Origin of the sequence: Parabacteroides provencensis (assembly GCF_900232875.1) — a bacterium.
GTDB classification, from domain to species: Bacteria; Bacteroidota; Bacteroidia; order Bacteroidales; family Tannerellaceae; genus Parabacteroides; species Parabacteroides chinchillae.
Genome location: NZ_LT960489.1, coordinates 569,986 through 594,552 on the forward strand (window position 1 = coordinate 569,986; position 24,567 = coordinate 594,552).

The 24,567-nt window shown below is 32.5% G+C and carries 21 protein-coding genes; 19 read left to right on the top strand and 2 right to left on the bottom strand.

Going from position 1 to position 24,567, the window contains the following annotated elements; all coding sequences use genetic code 11:
* The first annotated feature begins 110 nt into the window (after positions 1–110).
* A complete protein-coding gene (locus CTY47_RS09350) occupies positions 111–2,768 on the top strand; it encodes an ATP-binding protein (protein WP_099464492.1) in 2,658 nt (885 codons plus the stop codon).
* 143 nt (positions 2,769–2,911) lie between these two features.
* The gene (locus CTY47_RS09355) at positions 2,912–3,619 is read left to right on the top strand and encodes a DUF4858 domain-containing protein (RefSeq protein WP_099464493.1); all 708 of its coding nucleotides are present in this window, start codon (positions 2,912–2,914) and stop codon (positions 3,617–3,619) included.
* A 31-nt stretch (positions 3,620–3,650) separates the two neighbouring features.
* Here the strand turns inward: CTY47_RS09355 and CTY47_RS09360 are convergent, their stop codons facing one another.
* Positions 3,651–4,358 (bottom strand): winged helix-turn-helix domain-containing protein, encoded by a 708-nt coding sequence (locus CTY47_RS09360; RefSeq protein WP_158228522.1) that lies wholly within the window; start codon positions 4,356–4,358, stop codon positions 3,651–3,653.
* Positions 4,359–4,988: 630 nt separating this feature from the next.
* On the opposite strand from CTY47_RS09360, the gene CTY47_RS09365 reads away from it, so the two are divergent.
* From CTY47_RS09365 to CTY47_RS16775, 3 genes are read left to right on the top strand one after another with little or no spacing between them, the layout of a single operon-like run.
* Positions 4,989–5,999, top strand: a complete 1,011-nt coding sequence (locus CTY47_RS09365; RefSeq protein ID WP_099464495.1) for a BF3164 family lipoprotein — start codon at positions 4,989–4,991, stop codon at positions 5,997–5,999.
* A 53-nt stretch (positions 6,000–6,052) separates the two neighbouring features.
* Entirely contained in the window at positions 6,053–7,102 is a 1,050-nt protein-coding gene (locus CTY47_RS09370) for a BF3164 family lipoprotein (protein ID WP_099464496.1), read from the top strand.
* Positions 7,103–7,107: 5 nt separating this feature from the next.
* Positions 7,108–7,344 carry a hypothetical protein gene (locus CTY47_RS16775; protein ID WP_143813367.1) on the top strand — a complete coding sequence of 79 codons (237 nt, stop codon included), beginning with the start codon at positions 7,108–7,110 and terminating at the stop codon, positions 7,342–7,344.
* Between the two features lie 146 nt (positions 7,345–7,490).
* Here CTY47_RS16775 and CTY47_RS09375 read toward each other — a convergent pair whose 3' ends face one another.
* A complete protein-coding gene (locus tag CTY47_RS09375; protein WP_099464497.1) occupies positions 7,491–8,486 on the bottom strand; it encodes a winged helix-turn-helix domain-containing protein in 996 nt (331 codons plus the stop codon).
* 228 nt (positions 8,487–8,714) lie between these two features.
* Here CTY47_RS09375 and CTY47_RS09380 point away from each other — a divergent pair, with 228 nt between their 5' ends.
* The 14 genes from CTY47_RS09380 (at position 8,715) to CTY47_RS17105 (ending at position 24,459) form a co-directional block, all read left to right on the top strand.
* Positions 8,715–8,975 carry an NVEALA domain-containing protein gene (locus CTY47_RS09380; RefSeq protein ID WP_099464498.1) on the top strand — a complete coding sequence of 87 codons (261 nt, stop codon included), beginning with the start codon at positions 8,715–8,717 and terminating at the stop codon, positions 8,973–8,975.
* A 27-nt stretch (positions 8,976–9,002) separates the two neighbouring features.
* A complete protein-coding gene (locus CTY47_RS09385) occupies positions 9,003–9,872 on the top strand; it encodes a DUF1573 domain-containing protein (RefSeq protein WP_099464499.1) in 870 nt (289 codons plus the stop codon).
* Between the two features lie 191 nt (positions 9,873–10,063).
* Positions 10,064–10,309, top strand: coding sequence for an NVEALA domain-containing protein (locus CTY47_RS09390; RefSeq protein ID WP_099464500.1), 246 nt, complete (start codon positions 10,064–10,066; stop codon positions 10,307–10,309).
* 76 nt (positions 10,310–10,385) lie between these two features.
* Entirely contained in the window at positions 10,386–11,399 is a 1,014-nt protein-coding gene (locus CTY47_RS09395) for a BF3164 family lipoprotein (protein ID WP_158228523.1), read from the top strand.
* A gap of 2,460 nt (positions 11,400–13,859) precedes the next feature.
* Complete coding sequence (locus CTY47_RS09405; RefSeq protein WP_099464503.1) at positions 13,860–14,963, top strand: BF3164 family lipoprotein; 1,104 nt, start codon at positions 13,860–13,862, stop codon at positions 14,961–14,963.
* Positions 14,964–15,067: 104 nt separating this feature from the next.
* Entirely contained in the window at positions 15,068–15,991 is a 924-nt protein-coding gene (locus CTY47_RS09410; protein WP_099464504.1) for a TolB-like 6-bladed beta-propeller domain-containing protein, read from the top strand.
* Complete coding sequence (locus CTY47_RS09415) at positions 15,936–16,319, top strand: BF3164 family lipoprotein (protein ID WP_158228524.1); 384 nt, start codon at positions 15,936–15,938, stop codon at positions 16,317–16,319. The genes CTY47_RS09410 and CTY47_RS09415 overlap by 56 nt, the downstream gene beginning before the upstream one ends.
* 23 nt (positions 16,320–16,342) lie before the next feature.
* Positions 16,343–17,512 carry a DUF4221 family protein gene (locus CTY47_RS09420; RefSeq protein WP_099464506.1) on the top strand — a complete coding sequence of 390 codons (1,170 nt, stop codon included), beginning with the start codon at positions 16,343–16,345 and terminating at the stop codon, positions 17,510–17,512.
* A gap of 73 nt (positions 17,513–17,585) precedes the next feature.
* Positions 17,586–19,583, top strand: coding sequence for a hypothetical protein (locus CTY47_RS09425; RefSeq protein ID WP_099464507.1), 1,998 nt, complete (start codon positions 17,586–17,588; stop codon positions 19,581–19,583).
* 680 nt (positions 19,584–20,263) lie between these two features.
* A complete protein-coding gene (locus CTY47_RS09430) occupies positions 20,264–20,512 on the top strand; it encodes an NVEALA domain-containing protein (protein ID WP_099464508.1) in 249 nt (82 codons plus the stop codon).
* Between the two features lie 106 nt (positions 20,513–20,618).
* Positions 20,619–21,767: a DUF4221 family protein gene (locus CTY47_RS09435; protein ID WP_099464509.1), complete on the top strand. Its 1,149-nt coding sequence runs from the start codon at positions 20,619–20,621 to the stop codon at positions 21,765–21,767.
* Between the two features lie 79 nt (positions 21,768–21,846).
* A complete protein-coding gene (locus CTY47_RS09440; protein WP_099464510.1) occupies positions 21,847–22,872 on the top strand; it encodes a BF3164 family lipoprotein in 1,026 nt (341 codons plus the stop codon).
* Positions 22,873–22,973: 101 nt separating this feature from the next.
* Positions 22,974–23,999 carry a 6-bladed beta-propeller gene (locus tag CTY47_RS17100; protein ID WP_199163415.1) on the top strand — a complete coding sequence of 342 codons (1,026 nt, stop codon included), beginning with the start codon at positions 22,974–22,976 and terminating at the stop codon, positions 23,997–23,999.
* 43 nt (positions 24,000–24,042) lie between these two features.
* Positions 24,043–24,459 (top strand): DUF1573 domain-containing protein, encoded by a 417-nt coding sequence (locus tag CTY47_RS17105; protein WP_233202137.1) that lies wholly within the window; start codon positions 24,043–24,045, stop codon positions 24,457–24,459.
* Positions 24,460–24,567 lie beyond the last annotated feature (108 nt).

Consider the following 24,567-nt stretch of genomic DNA (forward strand, 5'->3'; position numbering starts at 1 on the left):
AACCCACAATTTATCAATTGAATAATCTTTGATTTTTCCTTGTTTTTTATAACAACACAACCAAATAATATATAAATTTGTGGCATAATAATAATCTGGCTCAACTAAACATGGGTTTAAGGCGGTATACACAAATTGCAATGCTTATATTCTGCTGCTTCTTTATCAAGATACAGAGCTATGCAACCGAAATGCACCCCATTTTAATAATCAGTTCCTATAATCCGGATACAAGAAATACAACACAAAACATTTCCGAATTCATGGAAGAGTACAAACAACTTGGAGGTACTTCACCTGTTATTATAGAAAATCTGAATTTTAAAAGTCTTCCCGAATCTCCCCAATGGAAAGACAGAATAAACAAATTACTGAATAAATATCAAGGAGATCAGAAGCCACAAGTTATAATTATTTTAGGCCAGGAAGGATGGTCCGCCTATATTTCACAAGATAGCCTGATCACCAAAGATATTCCGGTATTATGCGGAATGGTAAGTCGTAATGCGATCTTACTTCCTGATTCATCTGTAAACTTATCAGAATGGAATCCCGAAAGTATCGACATACAAGATTATATTGATAAGGGAATAAACGTTTCCGGTTTCGTCTACTATTATGATGTTCAGAAAAATATTAAGCTAATCCAAAAATTATACCCGGAAACCCAGCATATCGCATTAGTTACAGATAATAGTTATGGGGGATTGGCCTTACAATCTTTTGTAAAGAAAGAGATGAAAAGCTTCCCAGAATTAGATTTAATACCCCTTGACGGCAGAAAAAATAATTTATACACTATCATTGAACAAATAAAATGCCTGCCGGAAAAAACAGTTATTTTATTAGGTACATGGCGTGTCGATGTAAATGACGGATATTACGTCGGCAATGCAACTTATACAATGATGTCCGCAAGCCCTAATCTGCCGGCATTCACAATCACATCAATAGGCTTAGGTCATTGGGCAATAGGAGGTTATATTCCTCAATACCGGGGTATAGGGAAAGATTTAGCCAAACAAGCAGTAGCTATATTAAAAAAAGAAATAAACCAAAAGGAAATCCGTGCAGAAGTAATCCCCAATTATTATACTTTTGATGTTCTAAAACTAAAAGCTCTTAATATAAACAGGAGCTTGTTACCTAAAAATTCCATATTAATCAATGAAGACGAAAATATATTAGTAAAATATAAATATGAAATATTATTGCTCGTCATCAGCATGCTATTCATATTTCTTATCACAATCCTTTATTTCTTTTTACGCACTAAACGCCTTAAAGACAAACTGCTTGACTTACAAAAAGACAATATTATCATCCTTAATAATATGCAAGTATCCATCCGGTTTATTAATCCGGATTACACTATTAAATGGGAAAACCAAGTACAGTATAGTTGTCAGCCACAATATGGTCCGGATAATTGTTTTCTCAAGAAAAATGGGAAAAGCCCTTTTTGCGATGATTGTTGCGTAGTTCAAGCAATGACATCTAAAGTACCAGTCGAGACTATAAAAGAATGCAAACCCGGTAAATATATCCATACTCTGGCAAATCCGGTAATGGACGAAGAAAACAATATCATTGGCGTAGTACTCAAAAAAGAGGACGTCACTAAGCAAAAAGAAGCTGAAAACGAATTACGTTTGGCCAAGGAAAAAGCAGAGCAGTCCGACCGTCTTAAATCGGCCTTCCTTGCAAATATGAGCCATGAAATCAGGACTCCTTTAAACGCAATCGTAGGTTTCTCCGGTTTGTTAATGAATGCGGAAAATCCGGAAGAGAAAGAAGAATATCTCAACATTATCAACGGTAATAACGATTTGCTTTTACAACTAATCAATGACATCCTGGATTTGGCTAAAATTGAAGCAGGCACATTAGAATTTGTTGATTCTGAAGTAGACGTAAACCAATTATTTTCAGATATAGAACAAACTTCGCGCCTGAAAGCATCTGAAGATGTTCAAGTCTCTTTTGTCGAAAAAATCCCTCACGCCACAATCATTACAGACCGTAACCGGCTGTCTCAGGTTATAACGAACTTTATAAACAATGCAATTAAGTTCACCACCGAAGGAAGTATACAATTCGGATACCACAGGCAAGACAATACTATTTATTTCTATGTTACAGATACAGGATGTGGTATTGCAGAAAATGAAGTAAACAGTGTATTCAACCGTTTTGTAAAACTAAACAGTTTTGCTCAGGGAACAGGTTTAGGGCTTTCTATCTGCCAAATGATCATAAAAAAATTGGGAGGAGATATCGGTGCAAAATCCCAATTAGGGAAAGGTTCTACTTTCTGGTTTACTCTTCCGGAAAGTTCTTTAAAGATAGATAAGCAGGAAATACCTGCATCGAAAACAAATGCCGCACCAATGACCAAACCTTCTCAAAAAATGACTTTACTAGTAGCAGAAGACAACGAAAGCAATTTTACACTGTTCAATGTCATGCTAAAAGAATACAACATCCTGCATGCATGGAATGGACAGGAAGCCATAGAGTTATATCATAAACATCATCCGGACATGATTCTGATGGATTTAAAAATGCCGGTTATGAATGGCTACGAAGCAACAACGGAAATCCGAAAAAAAGATTCCCATATACCCATTATTGCCATTACCGCTTTCGCATTTGCAGAAGATGAAGAAAGAGTAAAAAAGAGCGGCTTTAATGCATACCTGGCAAAGCCTGTTAAACCCGTAGAGCTAAAAAGAATAATAAACACAACCTTTAGCAATATTAATTAACATGAATAAACCGGCGTTATATTAACGCTGTACAAAAAGGATTAATATTACAAATCAATACTATATATTTAAGGAATTTATATTGTTACCGTCTCTTTACTTATCTATCTTTGACCTTGAATAATAAAATAGATTGATTTGGTGTGGATGAACATCGTACATATACAATTAACAAACCACTTTTGGTAGTTGCTATCTTATGTATATACAGTATAGAATATGCGCATGCCCAATGGACTAAAAAAGATTCTGCCCGTCTACAAAATATTTTATCTGGAAAAGAGACTTTACAACTGGATCCCGAGATTCAAAAAGCCATTGAGAACGGAACATTCCTCAATTTCGATAAACCAGCCGACCAAATGCGTATGTCTACCACTCCCCTGACCATTATAAAAGACTTTTCGGAATATCTGGAAATAGACGATACAATAAAACATAAACGTATAGCCCTGAAAGATTTACCCCCTGCTGTGTTTATGCGCTACGGATTAGATAAACCACTGCCCAAACAAGGCATGATGGTGAACTCCAGAATTATAGAACTCGATCCGGACATAGTACCTCTCGGAAAAGAAAAGAATACGGGTGTAGGTAGAGGCATGGACTTCAATGCACTACTATCTAATCTGTTCAGTAAAAACTACCGCCAGTTGGAACATAATAAAAAGCATGCCACTTCATGGAAATCTTACAATAATATCCCAACAATCGAAGTATACAACAAGCAACGGAAGTTCCGAACCGAACATCCTGAAGCCGTCTTACCATTAGTTAAATCAACTGATCCGACCAAAATAAGACCATTGATTAAAGATTCACTGGCAACAGACACGATCCGAAAAAAATAATACAGATAGATTTGTAACCAAAATTTTATCTTTAAACCGGTTCGATAAGTAAACGATAACCATTACCACGCAAATTTTCAACTTTTAAAAATGGAATTTCTTTCAAATCCATTCTTAACCGTTTAACTGTTTGCATAAGGGCGTCTTTAGTAGAAAGTCCATCAGGCCATACAGCGCTCTGCAAAATATCGGAGGCAACATATTGTCCGTTATTTTCCAACAATAAATTAAATAACTCCAGCTTATAATTAGTTAGCGTTATCTCCTGATCTGCATAAACAAGAACACCATTTTCTTTATCATACAACACATCACTCCTCAATAGTATACCGTCCCTCTGTACTTTTGGGGCAAGCAAAACTGCTATCTTTTTATTTCCTCTCAAAAACAGAATTCCCCCTACTACACTCAATACTAAAATCAAAAGAACGAGTGTATAAACGGGCAAAGATTGGGCAATAATATATGATGCTGGCAATTTTGCATATACCTGCAAAACAATATCCCGCTGAAATCCAATTACCACTTCTTTCAATTTCCAGGCAGATTTATAAAAGGAGGTATCAACAGTACTACAATATTTTTCTCCTTTTGCCTCATAAACAATAGCTATTTTTGCAGGAATATTATTTTGAGATAATTCATTACAGAAAAGACTATCCAAAGAACAAACACGAATAGGATTTCTATCTAAAAGATATAATTGAGACAACACATATTTTTTCTCTTCCGAATTCATTTTCTCTATTTCGTCCGGTTTCTTTATATAAATTGTAGAATCTTCGGATTGAATCGTAATAAAACCTGATTTTTCATTGTCCGGAAACAAAGTGAAAAAGTAAAAAAAAGGAGTTTCCAACTCCCGCGCATCTTTATCAGAGCGAAGACATTCATTAAACAACCTTTCTATCTGCATCCGGATTTCTTTTTCCGAATGAATAAAGTTTCTATATACCACCCAGGCACATAGAAGACAAACAACCATGCAAATAGCAAGAAGTATAATTTTTCTCAACACTGATTTCATATAAATAGGCCTATACATGGGGCAAATATAAATGCATTTCTAAGAATAAAAAAACCTATCTCATCTAATAACCACAGATATTCCATAGCTGACAGGCATTTGTCAGACAAAATATTTGTCTCTTAACCATAAAATCCGGTACTTCGAAACAAATCTAATACTATCTCATACAAGGTTGATTTTTATTGGTGGGGGAAGCTTTTCCCCCTCCAATAATTTGAGACCCCACCCTCCTTTAGCTTAACGCCCCACGCCTAAACAAAAAGCAGAAAAAGACACGATGCCGATAAGCATACCGGCCTTAATAAGTGTCTATATTATATAACCTCAAAATAAAGAGATATGAAAGACTCCTTAGTATATATCATTTGCGGACTATGCATACTAACATCATGCAGTCAACCTAAAAAGAATTATTCAATCTCAATGGACGCCCAATCTTTGGGAAAAAGCACAATTATTCTTACGAAAGGAGGCGGTAATTATTTGTACGACTTACAAATAACAGACTCATATTTGGTTATATTAGACAACAAAAGCGACACTGTAATGCAAGCTTATACTTTAAACAATATCTTGCAAACAAAAATATTTTGTCTTCGAACGGGAGAAAACAACCGGTTATTAGCCCCTCAATTCGTTCGATCCGACTATCGGAGCCTAAATAAAGCAAACCAAATTAGTATTGTAGACAACAACATTTACCTGAAACAAATCACCTTAACAGCAAAAGGCATAAATCTAAGAACTAGACTCTTAGATAAAGGATTAGTAAACAGCAAAGACTACAATATTACCACCAAAGAAATCTATGCAGTCCCCATCAGCGGTCATCAAAAATACAGCTACTTTTTTTATAATATAGATTCAGGCTATTATTGGGTGAACCCCTCTCCTATAATATCAGAAGTTTTGCCACATGTACCCATTGCCTTCAGCAGTAATTTATGCGTAAATGAACAAAAAAGATCAATTGTAACGGCCTTTCGGTTTACCAATTATGTCTCGTTCTATGATTTAGAAGGAAATATACAATCCACCTGTCATTTTGGAGAAAATCAGACAATAACTCCGCTCTGTATGGGAGAAAAACTGGATATTGAGAACAGCACAAAATGTTTTACTTCCATCTATTGCACCCCTAAATACGTATATTGTTTGTATGATGGCACAACAGACTTCACGGCCCAGAGCAGAATACTGGTTTTTAACTGGAATGGGAAACATGTTAAGACCTGGCTGGCTGATCGTAACCTACGGCGTATAGCTATAGATAAAAACAATAAAACATTGTATGGCATCTCAGCTAATCCGATTGCAGGGCAGGATGTGGTAAAGTATTTGTTGAAATAATCATTTACAGATTAGCAAAGAATATATTATTAAACAATTAACTATACAATCTAATGAAAACCAGATTTATTATAATATTGTTTCCCATTCTGTTTTTATGCATATCTTGCAATCCAGATAGGAATAATCCGGCCAGAACTGATTTTGCAAATCTTTTTCCTGAAAAAACAGAATCAAAATGCCATATTCTTCATGTCGATTTTTTTCTGGGAAAGCCCTATCAAATAGATATCTTAAACAATCAGCTTATCATCATAGATATTGTTGACAAGAAATTAATGACCCTATATAATATTGACACGAAGAAAAATATACAATTATTTCAAAATGGAAATGGCCCAACAGACTTAGTTCCCCCTCTATATATCTCTCGAGTCACAAAAGAAGGTATTATTGGAATATTTCAAAGAGCAACTCAAACTTACTCAGAATACAAATTATCAAATTTACTCCAAGGAAACATTGAACCGATTAAAGCTATTACATTTAAAGAAAATGTAGATCAATTAGTTCCTATCAACGACAATTATTACATAGGTTGTGGTGTTCTAGAAAATGGCTCTGCGTGTATGTTTGACAAAACCGGAAAATCAGTTAAAACATATACTAACACTTATCCTGATTTTATAAATAACATAAAAAATCCATCCGACAGATATATAAATGGGCAACAACTTATTAGCTTTAATAACAAGGCAAATACTTTATTATTTGCTTCTATCTTTAATGGTTATATCAATATATTCAATCTCGAAAAAAACAATCTCAACAACAGTGTCGAATATGCACCCACAATATCCCCTCTCGAAAAAAACATTTTAAACAATAAAGAATATAAACCTTCAGGAGAGGATATTATATATTTTGATAATATATATTCTACCCAAAACAATTTTTATCTTTTATATAATGGCAATGCATTAAATAATCAGTCAACAACTGAAAGTAATATCTTTCAATTTAATTCAGAAGGCAAACCTATAAGAAGTATCAATTTAGACAAAAAGATTCTTGACTTTTGTGTAGACGAAAAAAATCAAAAAATATACGGAATTTCATTATCCGATGAATTAGACTATGTTATTATCGAAATTAAAATTTAACAATCATGAAATCAAAACATTATAGTCTATTCTTACTTAGTTTATTTCTACTATGTTCTTGTCAGAACAACAAACAACTGGAAGAAGCCCTATCCTTATCATCAACCAATCGGATAGAGCTTGAAAAAGTCATCTGGCATAACTCCTTATTACTGGCATCTATAGGGATGACAGTTTGTACAGATTTCGTTCCGGCCAGAGGGAACCGCCATAACCCGCATACATGGAATGCGCTTATTTAAAATAAGATTGGATAATAAGCATTTTACCTTTCTGGTTCATCCCGATGATTTTTTAATTTCATCGGGATCATTTTATAAAATCATCGGGATGACTTTAATATGTCTTTTAGTTAATAAAAAGATGTAGCTCCTTTTGCAAAAAGAATCTATTTATCATCGTCAATTTTTAAGCAGAACCCCACCCCTCGTAAATTTTCTATATGCAGGACAGGGATTCCTTTTAAAGAATCGCGTAATCTTTTGATTGCCTGACTTCGACAGGACTCCGAATAATCAATTGTCCCCCATAAATGTTCGCGAATATCATCATTGCTCACAAAATAATCTTTATGAGACAAAAATAATTTAAGTAAGGAAATAGATTGGTCAGTTAATGATATGATCGATTCGCCATATCTCAGAACACGCAGTTCGGCATTTAATATCAGGTCATCCGTTATTTGGATTTCAACATCTTCCTTCTCCAACAATTCATCTCCACTTATAGTTACGACTTGTTTAGTGTTCTTATATAAAAATGAAACAGCCAAGACAACGAGTACTACACAAAGAATAGTCCATCCGGCAAAAAGGCCGATAGAACTCCTTATAACACTAAAAAATGTAACATCCGCAAAAGCCTGTAAAACAATCTCTTTTTCTATTCCTGTCACCACAGGAGGTAATAAGTATGTTTTTTTATAGAAAAAAGTATCATTATTACTTTTATAGACCTCTCCCGATACTTTATCTGTATAACAAACAGCCGTCTTAACGAGTAGATTCTGTTCCCTTAACCCTACCTGGTATATACTATCCAACGCATTAGCATTGACTGGATTTTTATATCTAAGGGTAGTTTGCAAAATACTTTTATACTTTTCATCTTCAGATATTGTTTTTTCAAAAGCAGGAATCGTTTTAGCTCCTTCTTTATTTCTAACAACAATCGAATCATCCGTTTTTTTGGCAGACACATGATGGTAAATAGGCAAATCCAATTTTTTCCAACGTATTGTAAGATCATTAGAAACAGCATTATGAAAACAATCATTGATTTCTGAAATTACATATTCTCTTTGGTAAGAATATAACCATATTCCGGTTGCTAAAGCAAAACAACAAGTAAATCCAAGTATCACTATCTTCATTATTTTCTTCATGGTATGTAATAATTCATTAGCGTTTTCAATACAAAAATACAATTTATTAATCAATATCCTATAATTCCAGTTGATAAGCCCAATTTTAGCCCTAAAAGCAGAACCTTTTATAATTCAAGATATTATACATATAACTTTTCTGTCATTAAACAAATGTAAGTAATTTGTAAGTCTATTTATTTTAAATTATAGCAACTATTGACATTCTTTGTATCAAAAATTATTTTTATGAAAAAAAGCAGATTAAAGTTATTATTCATCCTGACAATAAGTGTAAGCCTGTCCGGATATCTTTTCTTCACCAATACAAATAAAAAAGAAGAAATAAAAATCAGTGAGTTCAAAAAGTTAGTATTAGCCAATATCGAAGCACTTGCGCATTCAGAGAGTGGCGGAGGAAGTACTGTCTGTATAGGAAATGGCTCTATCGATTGTTTTGGAGACAAGGTAGAATTTATGTACTCTGGATTCAGTTTAGATGGTTTTTAAATAAAAACGAATTGAATAGATTGGTTCATGAAACACTTGAATATAATACTATTAGTTATTGTCTTATTCTTTTCTGTCTCATGCAAAGACAAAACAAAGAAGAAAATAACCCAATTAGTGGAACATTGGCAAGGGAAAGAAATTATATTTCCTTCTGATATGATTTTTACTCGTTACTTGACAGACACTGTTGACTATCAAATTCCACAAAGCGACTATAAAGTCCTTATTTATGTGGACACTATCGGATGCGCCAGCTGTAAACTACAATTGCCCAAGTGGAAGGAACTGATAGCTCAGGTTGATTCGTTAACAGACAAGCAAATACCTTTTCTTTTTTTCCTTCATCCAAAAGATTTGAAAGAAATACGGTATATCTTAAAAAGAGACGGATTTAATTTTCCGGTTTGCATTGATAAGGAAGATAAGCTTAATAAGCAAAACAATTTTCCTTCTGATATTACCTTTCAAACTTTTTTATTGGATAAGAATAATAAAGTTGTCGTAATAGGAAATCCTATTCATAATTTGGCTGTTAAAGATTTATATTTAAAACAACTCACACAAGGAAGAGAAGCAACAAATCAACCAATCATTACAACAGCAAAGGTTAGTCCTGCAGAAGTAAACATGGGAAAGGTTAAGGTGAAACAGGCAAAAAAGACAGATTTCATCATACAAAATACGGGAGATGCCCCTCTTATTATTTTAGAAACAAGTACAACTTGCGGATGTGCAGTGGCTACTTTTGACAAACATCCAGCCAAGCCCGGTGAATCGCTCCACGTAACCGTTGAGATGACACCAAAAGAATCCGGTATGTTCGACGAGACCATAATGGTAAAATGTAATACGGAGCAATCAATAACATTAAAAATACGGGGACAAGCAATATAATAAAAAGCAGGGAAGGAAACCTCTCAGACATTAGAACTCTTCCGGTAACCTTCCCTCTTGTCTCCACCTTTAATGAAAGGAGGTGATGGAGCAAAAGTAAGAAGAATTAAAGAATAAAGGAATTTCTTATTGAAGAAGAGTAAATAAGAAACTTAAAAAACAGAAAAATATAAATCAAAAATTAATATATCATGAAGAAAAAATTATTCGGTATAATGATGGTTGCTATGGTTGCAGTTGCTGCAGCATGGAATATTAATGAAAATAACAATGAAGTTAGTTTAAGTGACTTGGCTCTAGAGAATGTGGAAGCATTGGCTAGTGGAGAAGACATAACCCAATGTATCATAGCATATTGCTATTGGAGCAGATATGATAATTGTGATTATTCATGTGACGGCGTATCATATAGTAGTAGTAATATGCGTAACAAATAAACAACAATAGTATTGGCTAAGTAGCTATAAGCAAGATTATATGACACTTAGCCAATTTTACAACATATTAAATCTAATGAAAAAATTATTTACATTCTTCACTTTAATATCTTTTTTCACAAGTTGTTTTAATGTCAGAAAAGATTATACATTGTTAGAAATAAAAGAGCCAATATCCATAAATGGAAATTTCGAAGAAATTGAAATTGGCATTCCCAGCCAAATTGAGTGGATCAATTCCAATTTATATCTTTTTAGGGTTAATGGATGTGCCGCAAAAATATTTGACGAAAATAACAAAATAAATATTGCTGATTTTGGAAAAATGGGACCAGGGCCAGATGAATTTATATCTCCATTTTATGCAGGATATAACAAAAATAATAATAGGATATATATAAATGACATCTCACTTAAGACATTTCGAGAATATGAAATAATTAAAAAAGAAGATACTTTATTATTTAAAAAACACATCACAAAAAATATAAAATGTGACGGAATTGTTTTTCGGGCTGCAGTTCGTTTGAAAAACGGATATACTGTAGCACAGGTAATTTCGGGAACTAACAAAATGTTCATTTTATTTGATTCTGACATGAAAATCCATCATACATTTGAAAGCAATCCAGTAGGAGAGGATGCAACCGTTTTACATCCTTTTTCTGGGTATTTAACATCAAATGAAAATCAATTCACCTTTGCTGCAATGTATTATGGATATATTGTTAGTTATAATATATCAGATAATGGAGATGTAACTAAATTATGGGAACACTATTTGTCGTGTCCATATTATGAAACGAATAGAGGCCGAGTAAAATGGGATAGAGAGAGAAATAAAATGGGCTTTTTTGACGTTAAAATGAATGATAAACATATTTACGCTCTTTATAGTGGAAAGAAAGACATAGATGATATCAGTAGAGTTCCCAGTAATCTCTTAATTTTTGATTTGAACGGTAAATTAGAAAACAATTACTTATTAGACAAACAATCCGGACGATTAACAATAGCACACGACAGTATAGTTTATACAATTTATACAGAGCCAGATGTTGGAATTGCAAAATATAAACTCTGGAACTAAACATTAATATCAGGCCTGGCAATTACATTCAGTACTATTGAGTAATTTATTCAGAAATCAGGTTTGAACAATACAGAACGATTACAGGACACAGTTAGGATATGGGCGCAAAAAGATTTCAATATTATAAAAAATAGTCACATGAAAAATATAATCTGTATCTTACTTTTATTTGGAAGTGTATCTTGCACGACGAAGTCTGATAAACAGATGTCTTTGTCTTTAAAAATTGCGGATACAAACCATACAGAATTAGAAAAAGTTTTGGTACATTACAAAAATGTTCCTCAAAAATTTGCAGCAGCCAAATTTTTGATAGAGAACATGCCTGGACATGCAGGATATGATTCGATATTTATAAAAAAATGGCAACCAATTTATGATCAACTAATCACTATTTCAGAAAAGTATAATTGGAAAAGGTCTGTTTTATGGGCAAGAGAAACCAGAGCCTTTGGGGAAAACATACGAACAACTATTTCGCCTCTTTCCATGCAACAAGACATTTCTACAATCAAAGCTGATTGGCTTATTAAAGAAATAGACCTTGCATTCAATGCCTGGCNTTTATGGGCAAGAGAAACCAGAGCCTTTGGGGAAAACATACGAACAACTATTTCGCCTCTTTCCATGCAACAAGACATTTCTACAATCAAAGCTGATTGGCTTATTAAAGAAATAGACCTTGCATTCAATGCCTGGCAAGAAAATAAATACACAAAAGACATCTCTTTTGAAGACTTTTGTTCAACTATTCTTCCTTACAGATTTCAGAATGGAGTATGTTTAGATGATGCCCGGCAAATATTTTACAAACGACATCAAGGATATTTTAATGATTCAACCAAGACTATTCAAGAGATGGTAGATTCATTAAGTTATCAATATAGCTTTCTTCAATATAATTATAATGCTGCCGCCTCTGTGCCGATCTACAGTGCAGCCACATTTGAATATATAAAAAGAGGGTTGTGCGAACAGATGACATGGTATAATTGTCTGCTTTTTTCTGCTTTAGGGGTGGCTGTAGCCATAGACTTTGTACCCGAATGGGGAAACAGAAATGAAGCGCACAGCTGGAACACGATTATAATAAATGGAGAGAGCCACCCTTTTGAACCATTTTATGATAATGACAGATGGAAATATAAAAGAATTTACAATAACGAATGTTTTGATCTGGTATGGGGAAAATTCAGGTTACCTAAAGTTTATCGTCATACATACGAGTTTTATATAGAAGGACCTATAGCGGATCAGAAAATATCCTCGTATGATATACCTGCTTTATTTAAGAATCCACGGATCAAAGATGTTTCTTCTCAATATTTTAAAACAGCAGATGTATCGCTGGAAATCACAGAAGATATTCCGGATAAAACCAACTACTGTTATTTGTGTGTTTATAGCTTTGAAGGATGGATTCCTGTACAATGGGGTAAAATTGGAAGAAATAAACAGGTTACATTTAAAGACATGGGGCATGATATTGCTTACCTTCCGGCATTTTATAAAAATGGAACGATCATTCCCGCAGCACCATTATTTATTTTAAAACAGGATGGTTCTGTCGAGAAACTGGAATGTGCTAACACAAAAACAGATATAACGATCCGTACCCCCAAACCTTATTTATATAAAAATCTGATCGCAGATAATAAAAAGCCATTAATTGGAGGGCTATTTATAGGAAGCAATGATCCGGGAAGCGCAGAAAGCCAATATGAAAGTTTATTTACATTGACGGACAGCATGGATATGTGGACAAATGATATAAAAATATCATGCAAAGAACCTTACAGATATATACGGTTTCTCCCTCCGTCAGATACAATTTCGTTATGTGAAGTTGTATTCAAAGAGAGACAGAATGGCCAGCTGATTGAGATTCCGAATGTGAAGGTTTCTGCCAATGTGAAAGGATTTAAGGATGATGAAACACTGGACATGCTAACAGATCATTTGTCTGCAACCGGATTTAAAGGCGTTTTCCGTAAAAGAGAAGAAAGACAACAAGGGATTTTATTCGATTTGGGTAAACCATGTAAACTAGAACAAATATCTTATATCCCGTATAAAAAGAGTGAAGTAGCCGATTCATTGGATTTTGAACTTTACTATTGGGACAATGAATGGAAAAGTGCAGGAGCAATTAAAGGAAATAATAACTTTATAACCTTTAAACAAATTCCTCAAAATACAATCTATAAAGTTATTGCTCCCAAAATACAAGAACGGATTTTCACATATAGCAATGGTATAATAAACTGGTTTTAAAATAAACATTCTATATCTCACATCATTATAATAAGATGTCAGCTAATTGTCAGTTTATTTATTTGAACTACATTAAAATATTTTCCGTTCTTTGTTTATAGTACTTTTGGAGATAGGTAAGACAGAAAAAAGAAGGATATTTTCCAACTATAATCTGATACAAATCTATTAATAATATCAGTCATGAAGAACAATAATATATTTATAGCTGTCGCGATTCTGTCATTATACGCATGTCATTCAGAAGTGTCAATGCATAACGATTTAGTTGACATCACATCTGCTGAATGTTTTGAAGATAGATCGTTTAAACATACTATTCATTTAAATTCTTTTACATTTAACGACTCAGTAATACATCATCCGATAAGACTTGCCTTACAAGACTCTATATTATTCTCTCTTGATGCAGGTTATGGTACAGACACATTGGTTCGCTGTTTTTCCATTTTTAACAAACGCTATCTAGGCTCTATTTTTCTAAAAGGAAATGGTCCAACAGAACTATTATCTGCGTCCTGTATCAATTTATCCTCTGATTCTTCCAGCTTCTGGACTTTTGATATAACAAAACAAGCTTGGTTTGGGCGAAAATTCACAACATTAAATGACTATTTGTCACTTAAAAAAGAAGATTACACTATCATAAATCTACGAAACTCTTCTTTATTAGGCTTAGATAACCCTACTTGGATTAAGAATGGTTTTGTTGCTAATAGTCTTTTTAAATATAAAGAAAGATTCTTTATATTCTCTTCTGAGAATATGTTAAAACAGTCTATTACAAATCCTAATTTGCATTTTAAGAACATTTATAATGAAAACATTTTAGCTGATATTTTTTCTACGAAATTAAGCATAACTCCAGACCACTCAAAAATTGTATTGGCTGGACGATATATGGACTTAATAGAAATATATAATATAGACGGTGATTTGCTGAAAATATTAAAAGGTCCAGAAAAAGAGTTTAATTTCAAATTCGACATAGAACGTTCAATAAAACAATCCGTTTTAGTTAAGTCACCTGAAACCAAAAGAGCATATTTATCTATAAAGACTACTTCTGACAAAATTTATGCCTTATATTCTGGTAAAAATAAAAAAGACAAAGAACATTATTCTTATTCTAAAATTTTATATGTATTTTCATTAGATGGGAGTTTATTATTGAAGTATTTACTTGATACTCCTATTATTGATTTTGTAATAGATGAAAAAAGAAACAAAATATATGCAACATCTATTAATGCGGAAATTATATGCTTTGATTTAAATAAATCATAAACATTCATTGATGCAAAAATCTATATCTTGCACGATCTCCTTTATCCCTTTGCAATAATCAAATATTGTTATATCAATTTAGTCAATAAAGAACAAAAATATTTATGAAAAACTTAACCTACTTATTAATTGCTTTAATTAATTGGAGTTGTATACAGAACTCCAATACTGAAAAATACCAGACTAATCGGGATAATATAAACAATGTTCATGACAAAATAAAAGAGATAAAAATAGAAGATGTTCTAATTAGCAGGAGCTGTAAATTACAAGAGGTTGGAGATTATTTAATTATAGGAGATTACAAATCTCCTGATAAACTAATTCATATCTTTACCAAAAATGATTTCAGATATATAACAAGCACTGCTTATTTAGGTCAAGGGCCTGGAGAAATTGCAAATATGGGATATATAGGAAGTGATGAAACAGATCATTTTTTTGTATCGGATCATGGCAAACAGAAAATATTCAGCTATGATTTAGATAGTATTCTTATGCATCCCTCTTATGAACCTAAGGTAAAAATGAAGATAAATAAAAAACTGTTTCCTGATTCTTATAAATATATAAATGATACTCTTTGCATTGGCAGAATAATAGAACCTACCGGCTCCTATGGTTATAAACAATCCATTGCCAAGTGGAATATGGAAACCGGAGAAATAGTTCCAATGAAGCATGAACATCCTGACATAGAAAAGAAGCGTACTGTGTTTGCTGTTTCTACTAAGGATAACATTTACGTTGAATGTTACCATTATCATGATTTGATTACGATCTGCGCTCTTGATGGGACTCTATTATACAATATATATGGCCCAAAGTGGAATAGCGAGACCTCAAACAAAGTTTTTTATTATGGAAATGTTGCTATTTGTAGTAATCATATCTTTATTTCCTATTCAGGAGAAACAACTTTTATAAAAAGCCAAGACGGTGCAGTTAAGTCTAATCTACAAACAAACAGATTTGATAGAACAATACGATCTTGGTGGAAACTTAATAAAAAGAATGCATGGACCTGATTATTTTTTTTCCGAAATTAAAGAAAACAGTAAAAATGAACATATCCACATTAGTTCAATACCGGGACAATCAAGAGATGCCTTTTTCTGTCCGGTTGTTACGAATGATAAGATATATGTTTTATATTCAGGAGCCTATTTTAGCCCAAAGCAACCTTCTTATTTAATGAAACACTTATTTGTTTTTAACAATGAAGGAAAGCCCATTGGACGATATTTACTTGATGAACCTATATTCAGTTTTGCAGTTGATGAAAGCACTAATAGTTTGTATGGAATCAGTGATAATCCCGAATTTCATGTTGTCCAATTTTGCGGATTGGAATAACTATTTAAATCAAACGATCATTTATGTATAAATATATCTTAATAGCATTGTGCATAATTTGTTTCTATTCTTGTGTAAAACAGAAAAAACAAGATAAGGATCAATATATACTATCTAGTATTGATAAAAAAATAGAAATATCAATTGACTCAGATACTAAAATATACTCTCGGGCAATGCATCATTATACAGACACAAATGATATAGAATATATTTCTATAGAAAACTCGGAAAGTATTAACGATTATAATATCATAAATTTTTATCGACTAGACTCATGTTGTTTATCTCATAAAGTCAAAATTGCAAAAGAAGGGGTTGATGGCATCAGCAAATTTAGAGGACATGGGGTTATAGATTTAAACAACATTTTTTTATCTGCTGCAGGCAGTCCTGTCTTATATTTGATAGATAGAAATGGTCATATTCAGAAAAAATACGATTATACGGTTACAGAAGAGAAATACACATGTACCCCAACAGACTTTAACACTCTTGTTTACAAACCATTAACAATCGTTGACGGTAAAATATATTGTATGCAATTACCTATGCCACCCAATGCCAGTGAAGAAGTATTAAGAAAAACACCTTTATCTATTACAATAGACACGAATACGAATGAGGTTCATCGTCTCCCTCTTGCATATCCTATATTATGGCAAAAAGAGACGAGAATGGGATTAAACCCTCATTGCAGTCGGATTTACAATGGAAAGCAATTTATTTATGCATTTCGAATAAATGAGAATATCATAGTGACTCAAGATCATATTCATAGCACCTCTTATCCGATAAAAAGCAGATATATACAAACATTGGTTAATGAGGGATTCCCAAGAGATTTATCATTTGAAGACTTTTGTAAAAAATCTGACGAGCAAGCTGTATACGGAAATATCGTATATGATCAATACAGAAATGTATATTATCGATTTGCTTATCCAGAATGCACAACTCAAAAAAACACACCTTTTGAATACATATTTTGTAGAAAAGAATTTTCCATTATTATTATTGATTCAAATTTTAATATAATAGGAGAAACTCTATTTCCTGCGGGGCAATATGCACCCGGATTATTTTTTGTAAATAAAGATGGGCTTTATCTATCAGAGAATAACATAGATAATGAAAATATGGACGAAAATAAACTCGTATTTAGATGTTTGAAATTAATCAAAAATAATTGATGATGGATTATAAAGCAAAAGATACCCATCAAAAAAAATTTAATCTATATAATGTTTACTATATAAAATCTAGATGAAGAAACTATTTACTTATATTATTACTTTATTATTAATATCTTGTACATCAGTGGAGGAAAAAGAATTGTTTAAAGTACTGGACTTTGCGGGTGCAAACAGAGATGAACTAGAGAAGGTACTGGAACATTACAAAAAAGACTCCTTGAAGTTAAAAGCAACCTGTTTTCTGATCAAAAATATGCCCGGACATGCAGGATATGATTCAGTATCTATAAACAATTGGCAACCTATTTATGATCAACTAACTGTTATATCAGAAAAGTATAATTGGGAAAGATCAGGTTTATGGGCAAGAGAAACCAGAGCCTTTGGGGAAAACATACGAACAACTATTTCGCCTCTTTCCATGCAACAAGACATTTCTACAATCAAAGCTGATTGGCTTATTAAAGAAATAGACCTTGCATTCAATGCCTGGCAAGAAAATAAATACACAAAAGACATCTCTTTTGAAGACTTTTGTTCAACTATTCTTCCTTACAGATTTCAGAATGGAGTATGTTTAGATGATGCCCGGCAAATATTTTACAAACGACATCAAGGATATTTTAATGATTCAACCAAGACTATTCAAGAGATGGTAGATTCATTAAGTTATCAATATAGCTTTCTTCAATATAATTATAATGCTGCCGCCTCTGTGCCGATCTACAGTGCAGCCACATTTGAATATATAAAAAGAGGGTTGTGCGAACAGATGACATGGTATAATTGTCTGCTTTTTTCTGCTTTAGGGGTGGCTGTAGCCATAGACTTTGTACCCGAATGGGGAAACAGAAATGAAGCGCACAGCTGGAACACGATTATAATAAATGGAGAGAGCCACCCTTTTGAACCATTTTATGATAATGACAGATGGAAATATAAAAGAATTTACAATAACGAATGTTTTGATCTGGTATGGGGAAAATTCAGGTTACCTAAAGTTTATCGTCATACATACGAGTTTTATATAGAAGGACCTATAGCGGATCAGAAAATATCCTCGTATGATATACCTGCTTTATTTAAGAATCCACGGATCAAAGATGTTTCTTCTCAATATTTTAAAACAGCAGATGTATCGCTGGAAATCACAGAAGATATTCCGGATAAAACCAACTACTGTTATTTGTGTGTTTATAGCTTTGAAGGATGGATTCCTGTACAATGGGGTAAAATTGGAAGAAATAAACAGGTTACATTTAAAGACATGGGGCATGATATTGCTTACCTTCCGGCATTTTATAAAAATGGAACGATCATTCCCGCAGCACCATTATTTATTTTAAAACAGGATGGTTCTGTCGAGAAACTGGAATGTGCTAACACAAAAACAGATATAACGATCCGTACCCCCAAACCTTATTTATATAAAAATCTGATCGCAGATAATAAAAAGCCATTAATTGGAGGGCTATTTATAGGAAGCAATGATCCGGGAAGCGCAGAAAGCCAATATGAAAGTTTATTTACATTGACGGACAGCATGGATATGTGGACAAATGATATAAAAATATCATGCAAAGAACCTTACAGATATATACGGTTTCTCCCTCCGTCAGATACAATTTCGTTATGTGAAGTTGTATTCAAAGAGAGACAGAATGGCCAGCTGATTGAGATTCCGAATGTGAAGGTTTCTGCCAATGTGAAAGGATTTAAGGATGATGAAACACTGGACATGCTAACAGATCATTTGTCTGCAACCGGATTTAAAGGCGTTTTCCGTAAAAGAGAAGAAAGACAACAAGGGATTTTATTCGATTTGGGTAAACCATGTAAACTAGAACAAATATCTTATATCCCGTATAAAAAGAGTGAAGTAGCCGATTCATTGGATTTTGAACTTTACTATTGGGACAATGAATGGAAAAGTGCAGGAGCAATTAAAGGAAATAATAACTTTATAACCTTTAAACAAATTCCTCAAAATACAATCTATAAAGTTATTGCTCCCAAAATACAAGAACGGATTTTCACATATAGCAATGGTATAATAAACTGGTTTTAAAATAAACATTCTATATCTCACATCATTATAATAAGATGTCAGCTAATTGTCAGTTTATTTATTTGAACTACATTAAAATATTTTCCGTTCTTTGTTTATAGTACCTTTGGAGATAGGTAAGACAGAAAAAAGAAGGATATTTTCCAACTATAATCTGAATGTAAATTAAGGGTACAGCTAACTTTTTTATTGGATTAAAAACAATAGAGTTACCGTAATAGGAAATCCTATTTATAATTCGGCTGTTAAAGATTTATATTTAAAACAACTCACACGAGAAAAAGAAGCAACAAATCGACCGATCATTACAACTGCAAAGGTTAGCCCTGCAGATATAAGCTTAGGAAATGTTAAGGTGAAACAGGCAAAAAACAGATTTCATCATACAAAATACGGGGAATGTTCGACGAGACCATAATGGTAAAATGTAATACAAAGCAATCAATAACATTAAAAATACGAGGACAAGCGATATAATAAAAAGCAGGGAAAGAAACCTCTCAGACATTAGAACTCTTCAGGCAACCTTCCCCCCTTGTCTCCACCTGAAAAGAAAGGAAGGGATGGAGCAAAAGTAAGAAGAATTAAAGAAGAATTAAAGAACAATGAAATTTCTTATTGAAGAATAGTAAATAAGAAACTTAAAAAACAGAAAAATATAAATCAAAAATTAATATATCATGAAGAAAAAATTATTCGGTATAATCATGGTCGCTATGGTTGCAGTTGCTGCAGCATGGAATATTAATAAAAATAACAATGAAGTTAGTTTAAGTGACTTGGCTCTAGAGAATGTGGAAGCACTAGCCGGTGGGGAACAAGGAGGAGGAATACAATATTATGAACATCACTGTGGATCTCGAGTTGGTACACAATGTATAACTTCAGTAACCGGTCCTTTATGTGGTGGACCAAGAAGTTGTCCTTAATTATTTAGGCATTTTTCATTAGTCATGAATAAGTAGCAAACTATAACCCCGATAATTCAAAAACTATTTAAGACTAGAATTAAGTATTCACAAAAACCGGATTAGCATGAAACTGATATCAATATTTGGAGCATTTTTAGTTCTATTTACATCTTGTCAACAAAAGAGTAAAGATCTATCAAAGGTTTTGTATAATCAAACCAAAGAGTTAGACAAAATAAGTATCAATATTTCTATTGATGACCAATCACTTACATCATACAGTTTTATTTCTACTTATCCTAAAGAGGATAATAAAGAATATTTATACGCCTATAATAGGTTAACACATTCCATAGACAAGTTTAACATCGATAATAAAACAGTTTCTCATATCTCTTTAGCAACAGAAGGAAAAGACGGTGTTCTAAAAAATATATCCGGATTATGTGTTTCCAATCCTGACAGTATTTGGATTTACAGCCAAGAAAATTTATACCTAATTAATTCGATTGGAAAAGTCACAAATAGTTTTAAACTACCAATCCCTGAAGGTGGGTTCATCATGATAGATAAAAATTTTTCAAGATCTACCAGTACTTTTTATTATCACCCGGCAAGAAATTCAATATTCTACTTGGCTGTAACACCTAATAAAGATCGTACCAAATACAATATATGCGAATATTCAATTTTGACTGATAATTTAAAATCATTTGAAATCGAAGGAAATAGCATCGAAAATAAAGCAGGAACAAATTTTGGATGGAAGCAAATGCCTAATGTTACATTTACAGATAAATATATTATTTACAACTATCCAATCAGTTCAAATATATATTATATAGATATAAAAACCGGTAAAAAAAATACAGTTGATGGACAAAGTAAATACACAAAAAATTTAGTTTCAGAATTAACTATGCCTTATGATTTTCAGAAAGCAGATAAACATCTGCTAGAGAACGTTCATTTTTTTGAAGTTATATACTCTCCAAAAGAGAATGTGTATTATAGATTGCATTTAGATAAAATTGCCTCTTATTCTAAGAATAAAGAGTTTAATGAACAATATGAAAGTAAAAATATTTATTTGACTATTTTAGATTCAAATTTTCACATAATAAATGAGCAACAATTAAGCCCTAAAACTTATAACTATTTTAATGGTTGGGGAATTACAAAAAAAGGTCTCTTGATTTTTATAGAAAATATTTTAGACACCTCAAAAAATCCAGATATACTCCAGATGGATATTTTTTGTACAAATCCATGAGAACCACATATAACGATTAAAGAAGTGTAATTGTTTAAATTGCACTTCTTCTACTCCAATTATCTAAAATAAAATATATATGCGTTATTGTATATTGTTAGTATTCTTGTTATCGTTTTTTTCTTGTAAACATAAAAACTCAGAAAAAAACACACAAATTTCCTCTTGGGAAGCGTCCGATTCTCTAGACGTGGAAATAGGCACCCCTGTGCTGATGCAATTATGTGGTAATTTACTATTTGTTGACAGATCTTTTTCTGCTCCTTACATGCTTGATGCTATTGACGTATGTAAAAATAAACTTTTATATTCTTTTGCAAAAAAGGGACAAGGGCCTAATGAGTTCATACAAATAACTAGTATTGATATCTTTCAATCAAATAATAATTGGTATATTCAGCTTTTTGATAATATACAACGTAAAATATCAGTATACTCTATTGATAGCTTAAATCATAGTTCAGGAGAATGTCTTCCTATTATAGAAAAAAAATTAGACGAAAATACACGCTATTTAGAAATATATAGAATAAATGACTCCAGTTATATTGCTACAGGTAGAACAAAGCAGAAGTTTACATTTATGGATGAAAAATTGGATAAAGTAATCTCATGTGGAAATTATTTACAAGAGAATAATACAAATGTTGATTCAATGACCCGTTCTAAGGCCAACCATGGGCGATTATATTTATCTCCAGACAGAACTCAATTAGCAAGTGTCGTTTTTATAGCTGGAGTAATAGAATTATATAATATAAATGATGATACGATACAAAAAAAATGGGATTACTCTTTACATGACCTTAAATATAATTATCAAGAAAAAAGTATACACCCTTTAAACCCAATGGGATATTTAGCGGCCGGGTTTGCAAACAACGATTTAATCGGCTTATATTCCGGAGAAGAAAAAAAAGGAGGAACTAGTTATGGTAATGAATTTCATATATTTGATCATAATGGGAATTTAAAACAAAAATATTTGCTATCATCTAAGCTATTGAATTTTTGTATCGACAAAAACACAAATTCAATATATGCGATATCTTATAAAGAAGACCCTATGATTTTGGTTTACAAGATTGATGATCAGTTAAAATAAATACTAACAGATAAAAAAATAAAAATTTAGTGATTCAAATCCACTCAACATAGAGTTAGGATATATTATTATTTTGTATAATACTAAAATGCATTTTTGAGATGAAATTACATAACTTATTAATTATACTATTAGCTTATTTGTGTTGGAATTGTACAAATAATTCAAATACAGAAAAACATCAAAACAGTCGTAATAATATTGTTGATGTTCAAGATAAGATTGTAAAGATAGAAATGGAGGAAAACCCTGTTTCTAGTTTTGCGATACCATATATTATGGATAATTTTTTAATAATAAGCGACTACAAATCACCGGATAAACTAATACATATTTTTGATAAGAATTCTTTCAAATATATTACAAGCACCGGGGATAGAGGAGAAGGGCCACAAGAAATTGCAAATCTGGGGCGTATCGGAATTAATGAAGCTGATCGCATTTTTTATGTAACAGATCATGGGAAACTTAAAATATTTAGTTTTAATTTGGACAGTGTTCTCATGAACCCATCATATATCCCAAATCAAAAATTTAAATTAGATGGTATGATGTGCCCTGATAATTACGACTATATAAATGATAGTTTATCAATAGGATTATTTACAAAAATATTGGATAACTCGGATTATACGCCTATAGTTGCCAAGTGGAATATGAAAACGGGGGAAGTAAAACCTATGAAATATTTAAAACATCCGGAAATAGAAAGGAAACGAGTCAGTTCTGCCATATCCATTGAAAACAACTTATATGTTGAGTGTTATTGGTATCATGATTTAATGACGATTGGTTATCTTAATGGTGATTTTAAATGCAATATATATGGCGCAAAGTGGAATACGAAAAATTCCAGTGAGAACAGGCATTATAGAGATGTTGTCTTTTGCAAAGACTATATTGTAGCTAGCTATCTGGGAGAGAAAAGAATAATAGATGGTAAAGGAGGAGGGATAACAGTTATGAATCCTACTAAATTTTTGATTTTTGATAAAAACGGCGACTATATACAAACTTTAGAAGTAGGACATCCTATTCTCACCTTTTGCTACGATAAGGAAAACAATAGAATCATAATGAATCTTGATGACGAAATGCAGGTGTCTTACTTAGATTTAAATCTTTAAGCAAAACAATTTTCCTTCTGATATTACCTTTCAAACTTTTTTATTGGATAAGAATAATAAAGTTGTCGTAATAGGAAATCCTATTCATAATTTGGCTGTAAAAGAGTTATATCTGAAACAGATTACAGGAGCAGAACCACCTTCTGCCAAACAGATCCGGACAACAGCCGAAGTAGATCAGACGGAAATTAACTTCGGCACATTCGATAAGTCCGAAACGAAAAAGGCTGTGTTTACCTTAAGGAACACAGGCAATAGCCCGTTAGTGATTCTTGATGCAAGTACTACTTGTGGATGTGCTGCGCCTTCATTTGATAAATCACCTGCTAAACCGGGCGACTCATTGCGCCTGACAGTAGAAATGACGCCCAAAGAAAGCGGCATCTTTAGTGAAACGATTACTATAAAATGTAATACAGAACAATCTATCGTATTAAAAGTAATGGGACAAGTCCGGTAACGGAAAGAAGGGGAGTATTGCTTTTCAGCTTACGAAACTTCATAAGCAAGTTCACACAGAGTCTTTCGTTAAAAGAAAGGAGGTCATGAAGAGGTAAAATAAGAAAAA

Excerpts from the sequence above, each read along its gene's own strand:
- CTY47_RS09350 (WP_099464492.1), top strand. The coding sequence starts at position 111 with ATGGGTTTAAGGCGGTATACACAAATTGCAATGCTTATATTCTGCTGC.
- CTY47_RS09360 (WP_158228522.1), bottom strand. The coding sequence starts at position 4,358 with ATGAATTCGGAAGAGAAAAAATATGTGTTGTCTCAATTATATCTTTTA.
- CTY47_RS09365 (WP_099464495.1), top strand. The coding sequence starts at position 4,989 with ATGAAAGACTCCTTAGTATATATCATTTGCGGACTATGCATACTAACA.
- CTY47_RS09370 (WP_099464496.1), top strand. The coding sequence starts at position 6,053 with ATGAAAACCAGATTTATTATAATATTGTTTCCCATTCTGTTTTTATGC.
- CTY47_RS16775 (WP_143813367.1), top strand. The coding sequence starts at position 7,108 with ATGAAATCAAAACATTATAGTCTATTCTTACTTAGTTTATTTCTACTA.
- CTY47_RS09375 (WP_099464497.1), bottom strand. The coding sequence starts at position 8,486 with ATGAAGAAAATAATGAAGATAGTGATACTTGGATTTACTTGTTGTTTT.
- CTY47_RS09380 (WP_099464498.1), top strand. The coding sequence starts at position 8,715 with ATGAAAAAAAGCAGATTAAAGTTATTATTCATCCTGACAATAAGTGTA.
- CTY47_RS09385 (WP_099464499.1), top strand. The coding sequence starts at position 9,003 with ATGAAACACTTGAATATAATACTATTAGTTATTGTCTTATTCTTTTCT.
- CTY47_RS09390 (WP_099464500.1), top strand. The coding sequence starts at position 10,064 with ATGAAGAAAAAATTATTCGGTATAATGATGGTTGCTATGGTTGCAGTT.
- CTY47_RS09395 (WP_158228523.1), top strand. The coding sequence starts at position 10,386 with ATGAAAAAATTATTTACATTCTTCACTTTAATATCTTTTTTCACAAGT.
- CTY47_RS09405 (WP_099464503.1), top strand. The coding sequence starts at position 13,860 with ATGAAGAACAATAATATATTTATAGCTGTCGCGATTCTGTCATTATAC.
- CTY47_RS09410 (WP_099464504.1), top strand. The coding sequence starts at position 15,068 with ATGAAAAACTTAACCTACTTATTAATTGCTTTAATTAATTGGAGTTGT.
- CTY47_RS09420 (WP_099464506.1), top strand. The coding sequence starts at position 16,343 with ATGTATAAATATATCTTAATAGCATTGTGCATAATTTGTTTCTATTCT.
- CTY47_RS09425 (WP_099464507.1), top strand. The coding sequence starts at position 17,586 with ATGAAGAAACTATTTACTTATATTATTACTTTATTATTAATATCTTGT.
- CTY47_RS09430 (WP_099464508.1), top strand. The coding sequence starts at position 20,264 with ATGAAGAAAAAATTATTCGGTATAATCATGGTCGCTATGGTTGCAGTT.
- CTY47_RS09435 (WP_099464509.1), top strand. The coding sequence starts at position 20,619 with ATGAAACTGATATCAATATTTGGAGCATTTTTAGTTCTATTTACATCT.
- CTY47_RS09440 (WP_099464510.1), top strand. The coding sequence starts at position 21,847 with ATGCGTTATTGTATATTGTTAGTATTCTTGTTATCGTTTTTTTCTTGT.
- CTY47_RS17100 (WP_199163415.1), top strand. The coding sequence starts at position 22,974 with ATGAAATTACATAACTTATTAATTATACTATTAGCTTATTTGTGTTGG.